We start from the raw sequence: 16,332 nt of genomic DNA on the forward strand, positions 1-16,332 counted from the left end.
GTGGGCCGAGTGTCCGAATCACCGGAAACCATTACTTATATGAGAGCCGCGTTTCTCGCCTCCGCCGTCCTCGCCCCTTTCCTGGTCCCCGTCGTACCCGTCTTCCCGGTCCCTATCGCCCCCGTCTTCCCGGTCCCCGTCGCACCCGCCGCCGCGGCGGCCTGCTCCGGCGCACCCTCCGACTTCGACGCCGACGGCCGCACCGACCTCGCGGTCGCCGCGCCGTACACCGCCGTCGGCGGCCACGCCCGTGCCGGATCCGTCACCGTCCTGTACGGCATGCGCACCGAGCGGCGGCTCACCCAGGACGACCCCGGCGTGCCCGGCGAGGCCGAGACCGGCGACGTGTTCGGTTCGGCGCTGGCGACCGGGGACTTCGACGGCGACCGCTGCGCCGACCTGGCGGTGGGCGTCTCCGACGAGGACCGCCCCCGGCCGGGCGCCGACGGCGACGGCGCCGTGCAGCTCTTCCACGGCTCCGCGGACGGCCTGCGCCCCGGTGCGTTGCTCGACGCCGGGGACCTGGGCGGCCGGCGTGGCCCCGACCGGTTCGGCGCCGCGCTGGCCGCCGGTGACCTGGACGGCGACGGCGACGACGAGCTGGTGATCGGCGTGCCCGGTCTGGGCGGGGGCGCCGTCGGGGTGTACGGCCTCAAGGGGCGCAGGCCACAGCTGATCGAGCAGGACGGCGGCTGGGTCGGGCAGAGCGCACGGGAGACCGACCAGTTCGGGGCGGTGCTGGCGGCCGGCGACTTCGACGGCGACGGCCGCGCCGAGATCGCGGTGGGCGCGCCCGGCGACTCGTTCCCCGAACGGAACGGCCAGGGTTCGGTCACCGTGCTCGACGTCCACCGCAGGAAGGCGACCCTGTTCACCCAGGACAGCCCGGGGATCGCCGGCCTCGGCGAGGCCTGGGACCTCTTCGGCTCGGCGCTGGCCTCGGGCGACTTCGACGCCGACGGCCGCGCAGACCTGGCGATCGGGGTGCCGGGCGAGGGCCTGACCGACAACCAGCGGGCGATGGACTACGGCGACGGCACCGTGGACGTGCTCTACGGCTCGCGCGGCGGGCTGGGGGGCGGCCGCGCACAGGCCTGGTCGCAGCGTTCACTCGTGGGCGAACCCCGCTACTACGACCGGTTCGGCGCCGCGCTGGCCGCCGGTGACCTCAACGGCGACGGCGACGACGAACTGGCCGTGGGCGTGCCGGGAGAGAACGCCGTCCAGGTGCTCGCCGGCGGTGGCAACGGTCTCACCGGTAAGAACAACGCGCTGGTCCCCGGCCGGAGCGGCGACTTCGGCGCCGCGCTCGCCACGGTCGCGGGCCGGGGCCTGGTGGTGGCCGCCCCGGGCGACGGCAGGCTCACCCTGCTGCGAGGAAGCATCAGAAAGGGTGCGTATCCGGGCGTGCGCCCGGCGACGACGGCCAGAATCCTCGCCACCGCCGCCAAGGGCACACTCTTCGGCTACGCGCTCACAGGACCCTCGACCGCGCCTTGACGCTGCCGCGGATGTGTTTCTTCAGCTCGCTCAGGCGGGCGTCCGGGTTGTCGGTGACGACGGCGCCGAACTTCGCCGTGGCGGTGCCGCGGTGCGAGCCGACCCACCCGCGGATCGTGACGGTCGTGGTGTCCCCCTTGTCGAGGGAGGCGATCCGGCAGGTCACGGCAGGCCGGTCGACCGAGCATTTGACGCTGCGCGGCTTGCGGATCACTTTGATCTTGCGGAAATGGCTGGAGAAGCTCCCGACGAGCGCCACGTAGTGCTGGCCGCTGACCTTGGTGTTGCGCACCTTGACGGTGTAGGTGAGGTATCCCCCCCGGCGGACGTATTTGGGGAAGTAGACCTCGTAGCGGAAGGGAGCGGCGGCCGCGGCGGCGGCCGTGGTGGACGCGGTGGCGGGAGCGGCGACGGCGAGAGCCGTGGCCTGGGCGGGGCTCTGGACGAGGAGGGTGCCGCCCAGCGCAGCGACGAGAGTCGCGGCGCTGAGTCTCTGGGCAAGGTGACTCATATGACGCATCATCTAACAAAACAGCCGGATTTCCTCGCGATTACGCCAAAGAAGAGCTCCCAGCCGGAATGGTGAAATGGGCTCCGGTTTTCGCGGAGGCGCCCCGGCGGCTGATGTAGTCGAGCGTACGGAAATCGGCCCGCAGCTCCTCGGGGGTGAGGCGGCAGACGATGTAGCCGCGCCGCTGGTCGAGATAGGAGATGTGGGGGTTCTCCGCGAGGGTCTCGGCGATCCGGCCCCTGTCCCGATATCCGTCGCCGTCACTGGCTATCGACGAGGTGACGAGCTCCACCGCCACCCGGGGCGAGTCGGGGTCGTCGAAGTCGAGCCGGAGATCGGCCGCGTGGTGCATGTGCGCGTCACCGGTCAGCACGACCGGGTTGGCCACCCCGGAGTCCCGGAAACCGGTGAGCAGCCGGGTGCGCTCGGCGGCGTAGCCGTCCCAGGAGTCCATGTTGACCTCGGTCCCCGGGCCGGTCCGGGAGTCGCGCTGGGCCATCAGGACCTGCTGGCCGACCAGGTTCCACCGCGCGCCGGAGGCGGCCAGCCCGTCGAGCAGCCAGCGCCGCTGGTCCTCTCCCAGCAGGGTGCGGCCGGTCGCCAGCCGGTCGTCGCAGCCGGCTCTGAGCCCGTCCTCGCATGCCTGGTCGTCGCGGAACTGGCGGGTGTCGAGCAGGTGGAAACGGGCCAGCGGCCCCCAGTCCACCCGGCGGTGGATCCGCATCGACGCCCCACCGGGCAGGCTCCTCCGGCGCAGCGGCATGTTCTCGTAGTAGGCCTGGAAGGCGTGGGCCCGACGCCGGGCGAATCCCGGGGTGGCGTTGCCGGAGACGCCGGCCGCCCAGTTGTTCTCGATCTCGTGGTCGTCGAAGGCGACCAGCCAGGGCGCGACCGCGTGCGCGGCCTGCAGGTCGGCGTCGCTCTTGTACTGCGCGTGCCGCATCCGGTAGTCGGCCAGGGTGGCGCACCTGCCCGCGGTGTGCCGGCGGACGCTCCCGCCGAGCGCGGTGTACCCCTGGGGCGCGTACTCGTACATGTAGTCGCCCAGGTGCACGACCAGGTCGGGGTCCTGCTCGGCCAGCCTCCGGTACGCCGTGTAGTAACCGTGCTCGTAGTGGGCGCAGGCGGCCACGGCGAAGGTGAGCGGGGACGGCGCGGCCGGGGCGGTGCGGGTCCGGCCGACCGGCGACAGGCGGCCGGCGGCACGGAACCGGTAGAAGTACTCCCGGCCGGGCTCCAGCCCCGCCGGTTCGACGTGGACGCTGTGCGCCTGCTTCCACCGCGCGGTCGCGGTGCCGTCGCGGACGACCTTCGCGAACCGCTCGTCGGTGGCGACCTGCCACTCCACGTCCATGTCCCGGGCGGGCATCCCGCCCCGCCCTTCCGGGCCCAGCGGGTCGAGGGCGAGCCTGGTCCAGAGTACGAACCCGTCCCGGGACGGGTCGCCGGAGGCGATCCCGAGGGCGAACGGATCGCCGCGGAGGGTTCTGGCCGGGGCGTAGCCGGCCCCGGTGAGCAACAGGCCGCCCGCACCCGCGGCGGCGACGGACAGGAACGCTCTGCGTGACGGCGTCTGCTCCACACCATCAGTGCAACCCTCGCACCTGTCCCCGTCGTGGCCTGCGTGTCAAGGAGGGATGAACAGCGGTTGCACGGGCGGACACGCCCGACCTGCCGTGGTCGCGCGCCCCAGCCGTTGCCCGGGGCGGACAGCGGACGCTCGAAGATCACGTTGCGCGTGCCGAGGGCAGGGTGCAGACGGACACCGGCGATCTGCCGGGACACGGCGCGCTTCAGCGTGGGGGCCACCCGGCTGCCAAGCGTGCTTCCGGGATCCCTCGGGCTCGGCTGTGACGTCCGATCACCCGGCGTGGCTGGATTACTAGTTTTCGCCCCTGGCTATCTTCCTCAACGCGAGGGCTTTCTGGCGGATTTCTTCCGCCGCATCTTTCAATTTCTGGACATGGGCATTGGGTAATCCAAATTCTTCGGCCGATCTAGCCAACGAATTCTGGTGGTCCATTTTGCGGACGAGAAGGTCCGCTTGCTGGTCTGCCCGTTGGCGGTCCGCCGCTGAAGTAGGGGGTTTCGAGCCCGATCCGCCGCCGGAGGCTTTTCCATCCTTCTTCGCCATGAACGCTTGATTGTTTTTGGGAGATGTGGGGGATCCGGCTCGCAGGGGGGATCGCCTGGGAGCGGGGACACCGGCGAAGGCGGGGCGAGGCCCTTGCAAGATGTCGCGGAAATTGTCGTTGGCGCGCTGGATGACGGGGGCGACACGCTCCCGTAAATGCTTCAGGAGCCGGTCGACGAGCGCTCTGATCGATGTCCGTGCCATGCCGACCGCCTGCGCGGCTCTCAGCGCGCCGGCCCCCGGAAGAGCCGCGGCGGCGAGATTCCGGGCGCACCAGACCAGTCGCCCGATCACTCCCATTTTGATGATCTTGATGGCACCGGCGGCCACGGCCATGACAGTCGCCCCGGTCAGCGCGGTACGGGTGAAGTCGCCGGCGTCCCCGCCACTCGCAGCACCGGTCCAGTGACCGCCGAAGGCGTCGGCGGCGGCTCCCGCCGTGGAGTCCATGAACCGCTGGGCGGCGGACTCGGCATCCGCCAGACTGGGGATGGTCCCACCGGCGAATGCGGCCACATGGTCGGCGACCGCGCGCAGATTGTCCTCGTCCCAGGCGAACAGCTCGGCCGACGCACCGACCAGCGAAGCGACGTGCGCGAATTCGGGGGGGATCGTTATACCCATGAGGTGTCATCTCCCGGAAGCACGGCGATGGTCGCGTCGTCGGCGTCACGCGTGTTTCTCACGGAAGCCGCCATTCCCGAGGCCGCCGAATCGTACGTCGTCATGGTGTGGCCCGCGGTTTTCACCAGCAGTCCGGTGAATTCCCGAAACAACCCGACCAGCTCTGCATCCTCACCGCCGACAGGACCGGCGCCAGCGAGTTCGGCCTGCAGACGCTCGATCTTCTCCGCCATGTCCGAGGATGTATCGTCCAATGATCTGGAGGCGGAGTCCGCTCCGCTGTAATCCATGTACATGTGATTGTGCGACACCTTCGATAGATCTCTACTGGGCCATGGGTGGCGTGCTCGCGGGGCCTGTCATCCGGTGCGTTCACAGGCCGAAGCGCTGGTCCAGCTCCTTGAGCAGCTCCTGGGTGGAGTCCTGGATGTCGGAGGGGCCGTCCATGAGGGGCGCCACGATCTCCTGCGTCCGAGCGGCGACCTCGTCGACCGCGCTGTTCACCGCTTGGGTGATGGCCTCGGCCAGCTCATGAGAGCCGAGCCGCATCACCCTCGAATCGAGTTTCAGTTCGCGCACCCGGTGGTCCGGGCCCACGCGCACGACCACCAGCCCTTTGGCCGCTTCGGCGCGTGCCTCGACCTCCGACAACCGATCCCGTGCGCTGTCAAGCTCCCGGGCGACGCGCGCCAGCTCGGCGTCGATATCGTCGCTCCATCCTGGATGTCCCACGAACCGTCCATTCGCATCCGTATGTGGCGATCTTTAATGTATCAAGCGCGACATCCGGGGATTCCGCGCTCAGCGCAGGTAGGGCTTCAGATGCTCGTTGAGCGCACCGCAGCCCAGATACTTCTCCACGGTGTGGAAGTCCAGCCAGTCCAGGTCGACCAGGGCCTCCTGGTCGACCCCGGTGAAGCAGGCCCGCAGCCCCGGGGGGATGGCCGCGATGTCGTCCTTGTCGGCGATGTTGACCCAGCGGCCGACCTGCCGTGGTCGCGCGCCCCAGCCGTTGACCGGGGCGGGCAGCAGACGCTCGAAGATCACGTTGCGCATGCCGAGAGGGCTGCCGAGGGTGATCAGCAGCTCCACCTCCAGGTCGGGGTTCTCCCAGAGCGTCTCGTAGGCCACCACGCTGCCGAGCGAGTGCGCGATCACCACCTTCGGCCGGTTGCGTCTGATCACCTCGGCCACCGCCGCACGCGACGCCGACCGCGCCTCGCCGCCGGCGGTCATGTAGGCGGCGACCTCGGGGCAGAAGAACCGGGCGAACTCGGCGGCGTCGCCCTGCAGACGGTCCAGCAGCCAGCCGGTCATCCGGTGCAGCGCGCCGGTCAGCCCCTCCCCCACCGCGTCGAGCTGCTTGGCCCAGGCGACGAAGACCTCCTGGGCTCCGGCGTCCATGCTCTGCACGGCACGGGGGGAGTCGTCCTTGTGCTCACCCAGCAGGTGCGCGTAGTAGCCGATCTCGGCGATGTAGCGCTCTTTGGCGTACGGCCCGCCGCCGGTCAGGCCCTTGTGCAGATAACGGTCCCACTTGTCGCGCACCGCGGCGGCGGCGCCGCCGACCGAGTTTCCCGCCTCGCGGTAGTAGTGGTACTTGCCTATCCCGTGCACACCGACGATGTCGCCCACGCGCCCCGCCTCCCACCGGTGGATCTCCATGATCCGCCCCGAGTCACTGTGCCGGAAGGAGCCGAGCGCCACAAGCCTGCCCTCGTCAGCATGGCTTTAATGGGGGATAAATGACTTGATACCTGGGTTTGTCGGCCAGTTATGCTGAACGCCCGCCCCGTGAAAAAACGCCCGCCCCGTGAAAAGGAGTCACCCGCCATGCCCGGTCCGCTTCAGATCAGCGGCTCGGTCTCGGTCCCCGAGGCCGAGCTCCACTGGCGGTTCTCCCGTTCCTCGGGCCCCGGCGGGCAGGGGGTGAACACCACCGACAGCCGGGTCGAGCTCAGCTTCGACCTGGCCGCCACCGACTCACTGGACCCGTTCTTCAGGGCCCGCGCCCTGGAACGCCTCGCCCCCCGGCTGGTGAACGGCGTCATCACGATCGCCGCCTCGGAGTTCCGTTCCCAGTTGCGCAACCGCGAGGCCGCCGAGATGCGCCTGGCGCAGATCCTGCGCGAGGCCATCGCGCCGCCGCCCAAGAAACGCCGGCCGACCAAGCCCAGCAGAGGCGCCGTCGAGCGGCGCATCACCGCCAAGAAGCAGCGCTCCGACCTCAAGCGGCTGCGCCGGGGCGACCACTGAGGCTTCCGCCCGGGACGTCAGTCCGGCAGGCAGCCCCGCACGCCGTACTTCGCGCCCCGTTTGAAAGAGGACATCCGCTGGGCGGCGGTTCCATGGTCGCTGACATCGGTCCACGGCGTCGTGTCCCCCATCCGCCGGTGTGCCACCTCGATCTCGGCCACATCGCCTTTCTCGAACCGCAGGATCCCGTCGGCGGCCGCGCCGTACAGGGCTGCCCCCGCCAGGCAGTCCGCCTGGAGTTCGTAGGTACGCATGACCAGTGAACGGTTGAGCCGCCGCTGTACGGCGTGCCCCCACTCGTGGGCGATGACCAGATACACCCAGGCGTCCCCGGAGCGGTAGCCCTCTCTCATGAGGTCGACGTCCCATGCGAGGTAGTCGTCGTTCCAGCAGTACCACGCGTTGTCGTAGGTGAGCCGGTCCGGACCGCAGAGCGGCGGTTTCCGCACCCCTCTCTGGTAACCGCCGAAAACGCCGGGGCTGGAGTATCTCCCGGTGAAGAACCGGGACCAGTGGCTCGACCAGTAACGGTTGACCACGTAGACGGCCGCGGAGATGTCCTTGTCCATGTCGTCCACCTGCCGCTCGGACGCCGCGGCGATCCCGCCGCCCGCACCGGCCGTGATCAGGGATGTCAGGGCGAGCACCAGCCAGGCCGCTCTCCATCGCCCCATACTCGCGACCGCCTCTCGTCGGCCTCCGGCCATGCCCCGACGGTAGACGTGACTCCGGCGCCACGGAAGAGTAAAGCGCGATCTATAACGATATTTCGCGAGGCTTGCCGCGACCGGCTCACTGTGCAGGCCGCCGCCCTCAGGGGGCAGGGCGGCGGTCCTCCATCTCCCACAGGTGGTCGACGACATGCCAGGCGATCCGGCGGGCGGCGTAGCGGGCGGGCCAGCCACCGGAGACCACGGGCATCCCGTCCGAGGGGGTGGCCAGCGCTCCGGCGAGGTCGGCACGCATCGCCGCCAGGCCGGAGGGATCACGGAAGGGCCTGTGCCGCACCCCGACCTTGCGGGCGTAGGCGCGCTCGGCCTCGGCGACGTGGGCGGCCATCTTGTCCCGGTCCCGGCCGCCCCCGCGCGGGCCCTTCCTCAGCTCGTCCGGCGAACCGGCCACGGCCTCGTCGAAGAGCTCCCACCCCGCCCTGACCAGCGCCACGGTGCGCCCCGCCTCAGCCGCGTCCACGGGCTTGCCGTCCAGCCCGGGGATCGCCTCGATCGCCCCGAAGTCGGTGGTCGTCCCTCCCCGGGCCCGCTCCACGATCACCGGATCACCAGGCTCGAACACCAGCCCGGCCCGCTCGGCGATCACCCGGTAGCGCGGCGCGTAGTCCGCCAGCGCGTCCAGTGCGAGCTCCTCCGACTTCCCGATGCGGCACCACCCCGGCCACTCCACGGAACAGGCGAAGACCTTCTTCGGACCGACCTCCAGATAAACATCCGTCATGTGTGAAGCGTCGCACCCATACCTGACAGCTCCGGTCAGGTATCGGAGTCGATCATCCCGATCAGGTCGGCGACCGAGTCGACCACCTGGGACGGACGGAACGGATAGCGGTCCACCTGCCCTCTGCTCATGACGCCGGTGAGCACCAGGATGGTGTGCAGCCCCGCCTCCATCCCGGAGACGATGTCGGTGTCCATCCGGTCACCGATCATGGCGGTGCTCTCGCTGTGGCCGTCGATGGCCCGCAGCGCGCTCCGCATCATCATCGGGTTGGGCTTGCCCACGAAGTACGGCTCCACACCGGTCGCCTTGGTGATCATCGCCGCGACCGCGCCGCAGGCGGGCAGCGACCCCTCGTTGGACGGGCCGACCGGGTCGGGGTTGGTGGCGATGAACCGGGCGCCGCCCTCGATCAGCCGGATGGCGCGGGTGATCTGGGTGAAGCTGTAGGTGCGGGTCTCCCCGAGCACCACGTAGTCGGGCTCGATGTCGGTGAGGATGTAACCGACCTCGTGCAGCGCGGTGGTCAGTCCGGCCTCGCCGATCACGTAGGCGGAGCCACCGGGGCGCTGGGAGTCCAGGAACCTCGCGGTGGCGAGCGCCGAGGTCCAGATCGACTCCGGGGGGATGTCCAGACCCGCCGTGCGCAGCCGTACGGCGAGGTCGCGCTGGGTGTAGATGGAGTTGTTGGTGAGCACCAGGAACCGCTTGCCGGACTCGCGCAGCCGGCGGATGAACTCGTCGGCCCCGGGCACCGGCTGCCCCTCATGGACGAGGACCCCGTCCATGTCCGACAACCAGCACTCGATCGGCTTGCGCTCGTCCACCGTTCCCCCGCGTCCCAGGCCAACACGTATCGAAACAAGGATGACAGGTCCAAGGCGGGCACCATGCCATCAGGCCCCCGCCCGCGACCTCCCGGCCGGCTGCCCGTTCAGGGCACGAGGGCCTCCAGCGCCGCCTCGGCCCGGCGCATCGACTCCTCGGGATCGGCGTCGGGCGAACCGACCTCCGGATCGAAGTTGAGGTCGTGGAAGACGTCGGTGACGCCGCCGGCCTCCAGCATGGCGACGTCCTGCCGGATCTCCTCGAACGAGCCGGTCATCGGGGCGCGCCCGGCGGCCCCGGACGGGCGGACCCGGGTGACACCCCGGGTGACGAAACGCAGCGCCTCCGGATCCCGCCCGGCGGCACGGGCCGCCTCCTTCACAACGGAGATCTTCTCGCCGATGCGGTCGAGATCCTCACGGCTCGAACTGATCCAGCCGTCCGCCAGCCGCCCCGCCCGGCGCAGCGCCACCTCCGCGCTCCCGCCCAGCAGGATCGGCGGCGGCGGGGCCGGCTTGGGGTCCTGGTGCACCGGCGGCAGTTCGTAGAACTCCCCCTTGTGCTCGACGACCTCCTCCGACCAGAGCCGGCGCAGCACGTGGAGGAACTCCTCTCCGCGCCGCCCGCGCCGCTCGAAGGACACCCCCGACGCCGCGAACTCCTCCGGGAGCCAGCCCAGCCCGAGCCCCGCGTCCAGCCGGCCGCCGGACACCGCCTGCAGGCTGGACAGCTGTTTGGCCAGCAGCGGCGGCGAGAAGAAGGGCATGTTGAGCACGGCCACGCCGAGCCGGACCCGGCTGGTCACCCCCGCCAGGTAGGCCAGCGTGACCATCGGGTCGTGCACGCTGCGGTAGGGCGCCCCCATCGAATGCCCACGCGGGTACAGCAGGCGCTGGAAGGTCCACACCTCGTGATAGCCGAGTGCCTCCGCCCGCTGCGCGACCCGCACCATGTTGGCGGGCGTCGCCCAGGATCCCGCCACCGGCACCGCGAATCCGATCCTCATGCCATGCACCCTATGCGCGCCCGCGGCGGAGGCGCGGATCAGCGGAGGCGCGGATCAGTGGTTCACTTGCCCGATGGACGACAGCGGGGACCTGATCGACGGACTGCGCCGGATCGGCGTCCGGTACGGCGGCGCGCCCGCCGAGGTGCTGCCCACCAGACCGGACGTGATCATCGTGCGGGCCGGCTCCGTCGTGGTGAAGGCGCACGCGCCGGGGGCCGAGGAGGCGCCGCTGGTGGAGCGGATGCGGGCCGTCGCCCATCCGGCGCTGCGCGGCATCATGCTCGGACCGGTGACCGAGGAGGTCATGGTCGTCCGTGATCGGCTGGTCACCGTGTGGCCGGCCGGGGTTCCGGTGGACCACGATGCCCCGGACGCGGCCCCCTGGGAGGAGTCCGCGCGGCTGCTGGCCAGGCTGCACGCCGTACCGGCCGGGGCGCTGCCCCCGCTGCCGGCCGCCGGCGGGCCTGCCCGGGTGGGGACCACGGTCGCCAGGTTGACCGGCGACTCCGCCGCCGAGCGCGTCGTGCGCCGCGCCATGGCCTGCCTGCCCCCGCTCGACGCCGGACCGCGCTCGACGACCCACGGCGACTGGCACATGGGCCAGCTGGTCCGCACCGGGGACGGGTGGATCCTCATCGACGTCGACGATCTGGGCGTCGGCGATCCGGCATGGGACCTGGCCAGGCCGGCGGCCTGGTTCGCGGCCGGACTGCTGGATCCGGAGGTGTGGCACCGTTTCCTGGGGGCCTACCGGGCCGCGGGGGGGCACGCCGCCGGAGCCGGCGGCGACCCGTGGGAACGGCTGGATCTGCCGGCTCAGGCGATGACCGTGCAGCTGACGGCGGCCGCGCTGGCCAACGCGGAGCGGGAGGGACGGCCGCCGGACGAGGTCGAGCAGGTGCTGCTCGACACCTGCGAGAGGATTATCCGGCTCCGAAGCGCATGCCACAGTGCGCTCACCGAGTAGGTTGTGACTAGTTCAAGACAATGCCAAGGGCAAGGAGATCAGCCAGATGCAGTGCCCGAAGTGTCGCGGCGCCATGCGCACTTATGAGCGCAACGGCGTCCACATCGAACAGTGTGAGAGCTGTCGCGGGATCTTCCTGGACTATGGCGAGCTCGAGACCCTGACTCGCATGGAGAGCCAGTGGTCCCAGTCGCACGCCGCTCCGCCCCCGCCGCCGCCTCCCCCGCCGATGCACGGCGCCCCCGCCTGGGGCGCGCCCCAGCACGGCGGCCACTACGGCCACCACCGCCAGCGCAGCTGGGTCGGGATGCTCTTCTCGACCTGATCTGATCCGAGGCACGCCCAGACCGCGATCCCGTCACGGGGTCGCGGTCTCCGCGTCTCCCATGGGGTGTCAGCCTGGGAAGTCGCCCGGCTTGACGCGCTTGAGCGGCACCGAGCCGCCCACGACGGCTTTCAGGGTGACGGACCAGTTGGACCAGCGGATCTGGGCACCGGTGTGGACCGTCCTGAACCGCAGCGACTTGCCGAACCGCCCGAAGGCGCACGACCGCGTGAAGCCGCCTGCTTTGGAGTCCCAGTCCGAGCCGAGGGTGTAGTAGACCTTGTAGCTGCCGTCACGCACGCCCCGGACCCGGAACTTCGCCTTCTTGCGGACATAGACGCGGATCGCCTTCTTCTTGCCGCGTACCAGCACGACGACCGCGTCCTGCGTGTTTCCGTTCTTCAGCTCAAGGTAGGCACGCCCGGAGCGGCTCCCGGACGTGATGTACCTGCCGTTGGGCAGGCGGCGCGACCTCTCCTTCGAGACCTTCACCGGGATGACGTCGGTGCGGTAGTCTCCCCGGTCGGCCAGCGCCGTCGCGCTCCTGCGGACCGGCGAGAGCTGTCCGATCTCCTCCACCCCGGTCAGTACGGCGGGCCCGGTGCACACGTCCTGCGCCCGCACGTCCTCCTGGGCCGCGGAGAGCGCGCTCAGGAGCTGCCGTAACGCGCCGACGTAGTCGGCGTGCTCGGCCTTCACCTCAGAGGGCGGAGTCAGTGTCTCCAGCCGGGCGACCGCGTCCTCCATCGCGGAGACCGTCTGTCCCAGTCGTTTGCCGAGTCCCTCGACGCCGGTGGAGTTCAGCTTCTTCAGCGCCTCCCGGATGGGGCCGCGCGCCTTGTCGAGCGCTGCCCGGTAGTCCTTCTCGGTCAGCTCCGCCGGGGCGGGCGACCCGCCGGGCCCGGCCGTCTTCCCGGCGCTCCTGGCCGCGCCGCTCGGGCCGGCCACGGGTTCACCGGAGCCACCGGAGGTGCACGCGCTCAGCGTCAGCGTGGCGACCACCACGCAGGACAGCAGACGGGGGGTGGTCACCTGCCCCACTATCGCCGGATCGATCTCGGCCCGTCAACACATGCCCGCCGTCCTTCGGAGAGCCCTCCCGTCGGTCGGGGCCGCCGGGAACGGCGGCGCCATCCGATCAAAGGATAGGCTAACCTAATTTAGTAAAATCGTGGCAATGTCCCTCCATGGAAAGGCAAAGGAGAGGCACGTGGAACAACCCCGGTGGAACGACGATCTCGACATCGACGTCCAACTGGCCAGGCTCAACGAGGAGGTGCGGTCCGTACGGCTCGGCCTGGCTGAGATCGAGGGCCGGGCCGAGGCGGCCAAGGGGCTGGTGGCCGTACGGGTCGGGGCCGACTGCCGGATCCGCGACATCACACTCGACCCCCGCGTGATGCGGCTGCCGTCGACGGAGCTCGCCGAGGCGATCAAGGAAGCCGCCAACACCGCCGCCGACCAGGTGGCGGGCCGGGCAAGAGAGATCACCGCCGTGCTGACCGGCGAGGCACCCGAGGGTCCCACACGGTGACCGCGAACCAGGGGTTCGCGGTCACACCGACCAACGTGACACGGGCGTCGAACGGAGTGGACGCCCTGATCAGCCGGGTGGACGAGTTCGGGAAACTCTCCGCCGAGGCCACCCGGCAGCTTTCCGGTTTCCATCCGTGGGGGCTGCTCGGCGAGATCCATCTACGCGACTCGTGCACATCGCTGATGGAGGAGTTCTCCGGCCATCTGCGCGCCATGCGCGCGGGGTTCGAGGGCGCCGGCGAGCGCCTGGCGAAGACCGGCGTCACCTACGCCGCCGCCAATCCGGTCGACGATACGCTCCAGGAGATGCTGGCCGCGGCGGCCCAGCGCAAGGAGGCCGAGCCGGAGCCCATCAGGGAACTGAACCCGGCCTCCCGCTTCTATCGCGACCACCAGATGCTCAACGGCCTGATCACCTTCGCGCCCTACCCGTTCGGCCTGTTCGGCACCACCGTCATGGACGGCCTGCGCCTGTACGGCGACATCGCCAGCGACGACAAGTTCAACATCGGCGCGGACCTGGCGCAGTTCACCCAGGACGTGATCGGCACCTACTTCGGCATCCGCAGCGCCCCGACGCTGATGCGATCCGACCCACTCGGCTATCTGATGTCCAACGGTTGCCGGTTCCTGATCAACGCCCTCTACTGGGTGAAGTGGGCGGCCGACTGGGTGACCGGCGACCCGATCGCGACCGGGCAGGCCGCCTACAACTACGACAGCCTGGCGACCAGCGTGCGCGGCCTGGCCAAGGACCTGGAGCAGGCGCTGGCGGGGGCCTACCGGGACGGCGACTGGCAGGGCGAGGCGAGCGAGGTGGCGCGGGAGCGGCTGGCGGCCTTCAGCCGGGGCATCGCCGAGACCGGTGACATGGCCAACCGGGTCGCCGCGATGCTGCAACTGGCGACCGCGATCATCGGCGCGGTCGAGGGGATCATCAGGGGCATCATCAGCGACCTGATCGTCTGGGCGATCAGGACGTGGTTCAGCGCCTCCATGCTGGCCCCCGCGACGGCCGGGCAGTCGGTCGTGGCCGCGGCCGCGGAGATCAGCGCGACCTCGGCCGTGTCGGCGGGCCGGGTCGGCTCGGTGCTCAACCAGGCGGCGTCGTTCATGCGGCGGCTGTCCGCGCTGATGCGGCGGGCGCTGGCGGCGCTGGCACACGGCCACAACCGGGCGTTCACCTGGCTGCGTGGCACCCCGTGGGGCCGCAAGAACCTGGAGTTCACCTACGGTTCGCGCTACTACGACCAGATCGTCAGGGCCGACGCCAGAGCGGCGACGGGGGCCAGGCTGACCTGGCGGGACTACGCGGCCAGCTTCAGGCAGCAGACCAAACAGCTCTCGACGACGAACCTGGTCAACGCGTTCGGCTTCTGGGGGTACCGCACCGACAAACGGGGCGTGCCGTATCCGGATGGACGGCAGAAACTCGCCATCCAGCGTTACGTGATCAAGGACAGGAACGGTGAGACGAACAGCCTGACCGCCTACCCGGCGCCGCTGGCGTACACCGCGATCTACGCGCTGCCGTTCGCCCGCGCCTGGCAATACCACGACCGCGCGGGCGAGGAGGTGTCCGCCGCCCAGATCGACGCCGACCTCTCCCTCTGACCGCTGGAGGCGATGCCGGCACCGCCGTCCCCGGCCGCAGACGACTGGATCTCCGCTCTCATGTCCCGGGTTCCGCCCGATACCCTGACCGGCCGCCGGCGACTCGGCTTCCCGGCTAACCCGCCGGACGGACCACGAGCAGGGATCGGGGCCGCTTGGTGAACTCCACGTCCCCTGCCACGGTGCACGTCTCGCCGTCGCGTGCCAGCCGTACCACGCCGGAGGGCGAGGAGACTCTCAGCGTGTCGGCCTGCCACTGCTGGTAGTGCCTGGACAGGCCGACCCCGCCCAGCAGCACACTGGTGAGCGCGCGCAGCCGGGGCAGCCGGGACGCGGCGGTCAGCAGCCGGACGTCCAGCAGCCCGTCCTCCAGTCTCCGCCGCAGCCGGGGGGCGGCTCCGCGTGAGTCGTAGCGGCAGTTGCCGACGAACAGCAGCCATATCCGCTGGGGCACGCCGTCGACGACCACCTCCTCGGGCTCGGCGGTGCGCAGTACGCGACCCAGGGCCCACAGCAGTGCCGGCCATTTGCCGATGCGCTGCTCGACGGACTCGCGCCGGTCGACGATCTGCCGGTAGACGCCGAGGCTCGCACTGTTGAGGAAGATCCGGCCGTCCACCTCCCCCACGTCCACCGCGGCCACCCCGCCCGAACGGTAGGCGATCATCGCGTCCTCGGGTCCGCGCAGGCCCAGCGTGGCCGCGAAGTGGTCCAGCGTGCCCGCCGGAATGATCATCAAGGGTTTGCGGTACCGCAGCGCGGCCTGCGCCCCGCAACCGGCCGTACCGTCGCCTCCGGCGACCGCGAGCATCCGGGCGCGGGCCGCGGCCTTGTCCATCACCTCGGCCACCTCAGGTCCGCCCGCCTCGACCACCTCGGCCTTGGGCAGCCAGGCCCGCACCGCGGCGGCCGCGGCCGGGTCACCACCGGCGGAGGAGTTGATCACGGCGACCACCCCCTGGCCGTCGGGGTCGTGGCCGGGCACCGGCGACGCGGTGACCACCCGTGGCGCACCCGTCACGGCCTCCGGCCAGAGGCGCCGGGTGAGCAGTCCGGTCGCCACGCCGATCGCGGCACCGGCGAGGACGTCTCCCGGATAGTGCACACCGGTGTAGACGCGGGAGAAGCAGACGGCCGCCGCGAGCAGCGCGACGGGGACCGCGACCACGGCGGGCGCCTCGACGGCCACGGCGGTGGCGAACGCGGCGGCCGAGGCCGAATGGCCGGAGGGGAACGACGCCGACACCGGCATTTTGATCATTCTTCTCAGCGGCAGACCGTCCGATGACGGCCGGGACCGGCCGAAGGCCTGCTTCCCGACCAGGTTCACCAGGGGGCTGGCCAGACTCACCGCGAGCATCCCGCGAGTCGCGGCGCGGCGCAGTGGCCGCCGCCCGCTGACCGCCAGCGCCCCGGCGAGGCCGGCCCACAGCAGCGAGTTGTCGGCGGCGCGCGACAGGACGGGAACGAGACGTTCGAGACCGGGCAACTTCGCGCCCGCCACCGTGGCGAACAACCGCCGGTCCAGCCTGCCGAGCCGTGACCTCAATCGCATACGTCACATCCCTGTCGAACG

The 16,332-nt window shown here is 70.7% G+C and carries 18 protein-coding genes; 6 read left to right on the top strand and 12 right to left on the bottom strand.

Annotated features, from left to right (window positions below):
- Nucleotides 1-39 precede the first annotated feature (39 nt).
- Nucleotides 40-1,500: an FG-GAP repeat protein gene (locus OHA77_RS04610; protein ID WP_406316351.1), complete on the top strand. Its 1,461-nt coding sequence runs from the start codon at nt 40-42 to the stop codon at nt 1,498-1,500.
- Here OHA77_RS04610 and OHA77_RS04615 read toward each other — a convergent pair.
- The 6 genes from OHA77_RS04615 to OHA77_RS04640 all read right to left on the bottom strand — a co-directional run bounded on the left by OHA77_RS04615 (nt 1,475) and on the right by OHA77_RS04640 (nt 6,434).
- Nucleotides 1,475-2,011: a hypothetical protein gene (locus OHA77_RS04615; RefSeq protein WP_406316353.1), complete on the bottom strand. Its 537-nt coding sequence runs from the start codon at nt 2,009-2,011 to the stop codon at nt 1,475-1,477. The genes OHA77_RS04610 and OHA77_RS04615 overlap by 26 nt on opposite strands.
- 40 nt (nt 2,012-2,051) lie before the next feature.
- Nucleotides 2,052-3,593, bottom strand: coding sequence for an alkaline phosphatase D family protein (locus tag OHA77_RS04620; RefSeq protein WP_406316354.1), 1,542 nt, complete (start codon nt 3,591-3,593; stop codon nt 2,052-2,054).
- 300 nt (nt 3,594-3,893) lie between these two features.
- Nucleotides 3,894-4,769 carry a hypothetical protein gene (locus OHA77_RS04625; RefSeq protein WP_406316356.1) on the bottom strand — a complete coding sequence of 292 codons (876 nt, stop codon included), beginning with the start codon at nt 4,767-4,769 and terminating at the stop codon, nt 3,894-3,896.
- Nucleotides 4,760-5,002, bottom strand: a complete 243-nt coding sequence (locus OHA77_RS04630) for a hypothetical protein (RefSeq protein ID WP_406316358.1) — start codon at nt 5,000-5,002, stop codon at nt 4,760-4,762. Before OHA77_RS04630 ends, OHA77_RS04625 begins: the two co-directional genes overlap by 10 nt.
- Nucleotides 5,003-5,141: 139 nt before the next feature.
- Nucleotides 5,142-5,501, bottom strand: a complete 360-nt coding sequence (locus tag OHA77_RS04635) for a YbaB/EbfC family nucleoid-associated protein (protein WP_406316359.1) — start codon at nt 5,499-5,501, stop codon at nt 5,142-5,144.
- 69 nt (nt 5,502-5,570) lie between these two features.
- On the bottom strand, nt 5,571-6,434 hold the full coding sequence (locus OHA77_RS04640) for a hypothetical protein (protein ID WP_406316360.1): 864 nt from the start codon (nt 6,432-6,434) through the stop codon (nt 5,571-5,573).
- Nucleotides 6,435-6,602: 168 nt separating this feature from the next.
- Between OHA77_RS04640 and arfB the strand changes: the two genes are divergently transcribed.
- A complete protein-coding gene (gene arfB / locus OHA77_RS04645) occupies nt 6,603-7,025 on the top strand; it encodes an alternative ribosome rescue aminoacyl-tRNA hydrolase ArfB (RefSeq protein WP_406316361.1) in 423 nt (140 codons plus the stop codon).
- A 17-nt stretch (nt 7,026-7,042) separates the two neighbouring features.
- Here arfB and OHA77_RS04650 read toward each other — a convergent pair whose 3' ends face one another.
- The 4 genes from OHA77_RS04650 to OHA77_RS04665 form a co-directional block, all read right to left on the bottom strand.
- Nucleotides 7,043-7,699 carry a neutral zinc metallopeptidase gene (locus OHA77_RS04650; RefSeq protein WP_406316363.1) on the bottom strand — a complete coding sequence of 219 codons (657 nt, stop codon included), beginning with the start codon at nt 7,697-7,699 and terminating at the stop codon, nt 7,043-7,045.
- Between the two features lie 139 nt (nt 7,700-7,838).
- The gene (locus tag OHA77_RS04655; protein WP_406316364.1) at nt 7,839-8,477 is read right to left on the bottom strand and encodes a hypothetical protein; all 639 of its coding nucleotides are present in this window, start codon (nt 8,475-8,477) and stop codon (nt 7,839-7,841) included.
- A gap of 35 nt (nt 8,478-8,512) precedes the next feature.
- Nucleotides 8,513-9,265 (bottom strand): HAD-IIA family hydrolase, encoded by a 753-nt coding sequence (locus tag OHA77_RS04660; RefSeq protein WP_326827062.1) that lies wholly within the window; start codon nt 9,263-9,265, stop codon nt 8,513-8,515.
- A 146-nt stretch (nt 9,266-9,411) separates the two neighbouring features.
- Entirely contained in the window at nt 9,412-10,311 is a 900-nt protein-coding gene (locus OHA77_RS04665) for a TIGR03619 family F420-dependent LLM class oxidoreductase (RefSeq protein ID WP_406316365.1), read from the bottom strand.
- Between the two features lie 73 nt (nt 10,312-10,384).
- On the opposite strand from OHA77_RS04665, the gene OHA77_RS04670 reads away from it, so the two are divergent.
- Nucleotides 10,385-11,281: a phosphotransferase family protein gene (locus tag OHA77_RS04670; RefSeq protein ID WP_406316366.1), complete on the top strand. Its 897-nt coding sequence runs from the start codon at nt 10,385-10,387 to the stop codon at nt 11,279-11,281.
- Between the two features lie 46 nt (nt 11,282-11,327).
- Nucleotides 11,328-11,606, top strand: a complete 279-nt coding sequence (locus OHA77_RS04675) for a zf-TFIIB domain-containing protein (protein ID WP_406316368.1) — start codon at nt 11,328-11,330, stop codon at nt 11,604-11,606.
- Nucleotides 11,607-11,675: 69 nt separating this feature from the next.
- Here the strand turns inward: OHA77_RS04675 and OHA77_RS04680 are convergent, their stop codons facing one another.
- The gene (locus OHA77_RS04680) at nt 11,676-12,638 is read right to left on the bottom strand and encodes a hypothetical protein (protein ID WP_406316369.1); all 963 of its coding nucleotides are present in this window, start codon (nt 12,636-12,638) and stop codon (nt 11,676-11,678) included.
- 178 nt (nt 12,639-12,816) lie between these two features.
- Here OHA77_RS04680 and OHA77_RS04685 point away from each other — a divergent pair, with 178 nt between their 5' ends.
- Complete coding sequence (locus tag OHA77_RS04685; RefSeq protein ID WP_406316371.1) at nt 12,817-13,140, top strand: YbaB/EbfC family nucleoid-associated protein; 324 nt, start codon at nt 12,817-12,819, stop codon at nt 13,138-13,140.
- Nucleotides 13,137-14,756: a hypothetical protein gene (locus tag OHA77_RS04690; RefSeq protein ID WP_406316373.1), complete on the top strand. Its 1,620-nt coding sequence runs from the start codon at nt 13,137-13,139 to the stop codon at nt 14,754-14,756. Before OHA77_RS04685 ends, OHA77_RS04690 begins: the two co-directional genes overlap by 4 nt.
- A gap of 115 nt (nt 14,757-14,871) precedes the next feature.
- Here the strand turns inward: OHA77_RS04690 and OHA77_RS04695 are convergent, their stop codons facing one another.
- A complete protein-coding gene (locus OHA77_RS04695; protein WP_406316374.1) occupies nt 14,872-16,311 on the bottom strand; it encodes a bifunctional phosphatase PAP2/diacylglycerol kinase family protein in 1,440 nt (479 codons plus the stop codon).
- Between the last annotated feature and the right edge of the window lie 21 nt (nt 16,312-16,332).

Origin of the sequence: Streptosporangium sp. NBC_01639 (genome assembly GCF_045209755.1) — a bacterium.
Classification (GTDB): Bacteria; Actinomycetota; Actinomycetes; order Streptosporangiales; family Streptosporangiaceae; genus Streptosporangium.

Bases quoted from the DNA above. Each gene is read 5' to 3' on its own strand.
- OHA77_RS04615 (WP_406316353.1), bottom strand. From the start codon at position 2,011: ATGAGTCACCTTGCCCAGAGACTCAGCGCCGCGACTCTCGTCGCTGCG.
- OHA77_RS04625 (WP_406316356.1), bottom strand. From the start codon at position 4,769: ATGGGTATAACGATCCCCCCCGAATTCGCGCACGTCGCTTCGCTGGTC.
- OHA77_RS04610 (WP_406316351.1), top strand. From the start codon at position 40: ATGAGAGCCGCGTTTCTCGCCTCCGCCGTCCTCGCCCCTTTCCTGGTC.
- OHA77_RS04655 (WP_406316364.1), bottom strand. From the start codon at position 8,477: ATGACGGATGTTTATCTGGAGGTCGGTCCGAAGAAGGTCTTCGCCTGT.
- OHA77_RS04670 (WP_406316366.1), top strand. From the start codon at position 10,385: ATGGACGACAGCGGGGACCTGATCGACGGACTGCGCCGGATCGGCGTC.
- OHA77_RS04650 (WP_406316363.1), bottom strand. From the start codon at position 7,699: ATGGGGCGATGGAGAGCGGCCTGGCTGGTGCTCGCCCTGACATCCCTG.
- OHA77_RS04640 (WP_406316360.1), bottom strand. From the start codon at position 6,434: ATGGAGATCCACCGGTGGGAGGCGGGGCGCGTGGGCGACATCGTCGGT.
- arfB (WP_406316361.1), top strand. From the start codon at position 6,603: ATGCCCGGTCCGCTTCAGATCAGCGGCTCGGTCTCGGTCCCCGAGGCC.
- OHA77_RS04660 (WP_326827062.1), bottom strand. From the start codon at position 9,265: ATGGACGGGGTCCTCGTCCATGAGGGGCAGCCGGTGCCCGGGGCCGAC.
- OHA77_RS04695 (WP_406316374.1), bottom strand. From the start codon at position 16,311: ATGCGATTGAGGTCACGGCTCGGCAGGCTGGACCGGCGGTTGTTCGCC.
- OHA77_RS04675 (WP_406316368.1), top strand. From the start codon at position 11,328: ATGCAGTGCCCGAAGTGTCGCGGCGCCATGCGCACTTATGAGCGCAAC.
- OHA77_RS04630 (WP_406316358.1), bottom strand. From the start codon at position 5,002: ATGGCGGAGAAGATCGAGCGTCTGCAGGCCGAACTCGCTGGCGCCGGT.
- OHA77_RS04665 (WP_406316365.1), bottom strand. From the start codon at position 10,311: ATGAGGATCGGATTCGCGGTGCCGGTGGCGGGATCCTGGGCGACGCCC.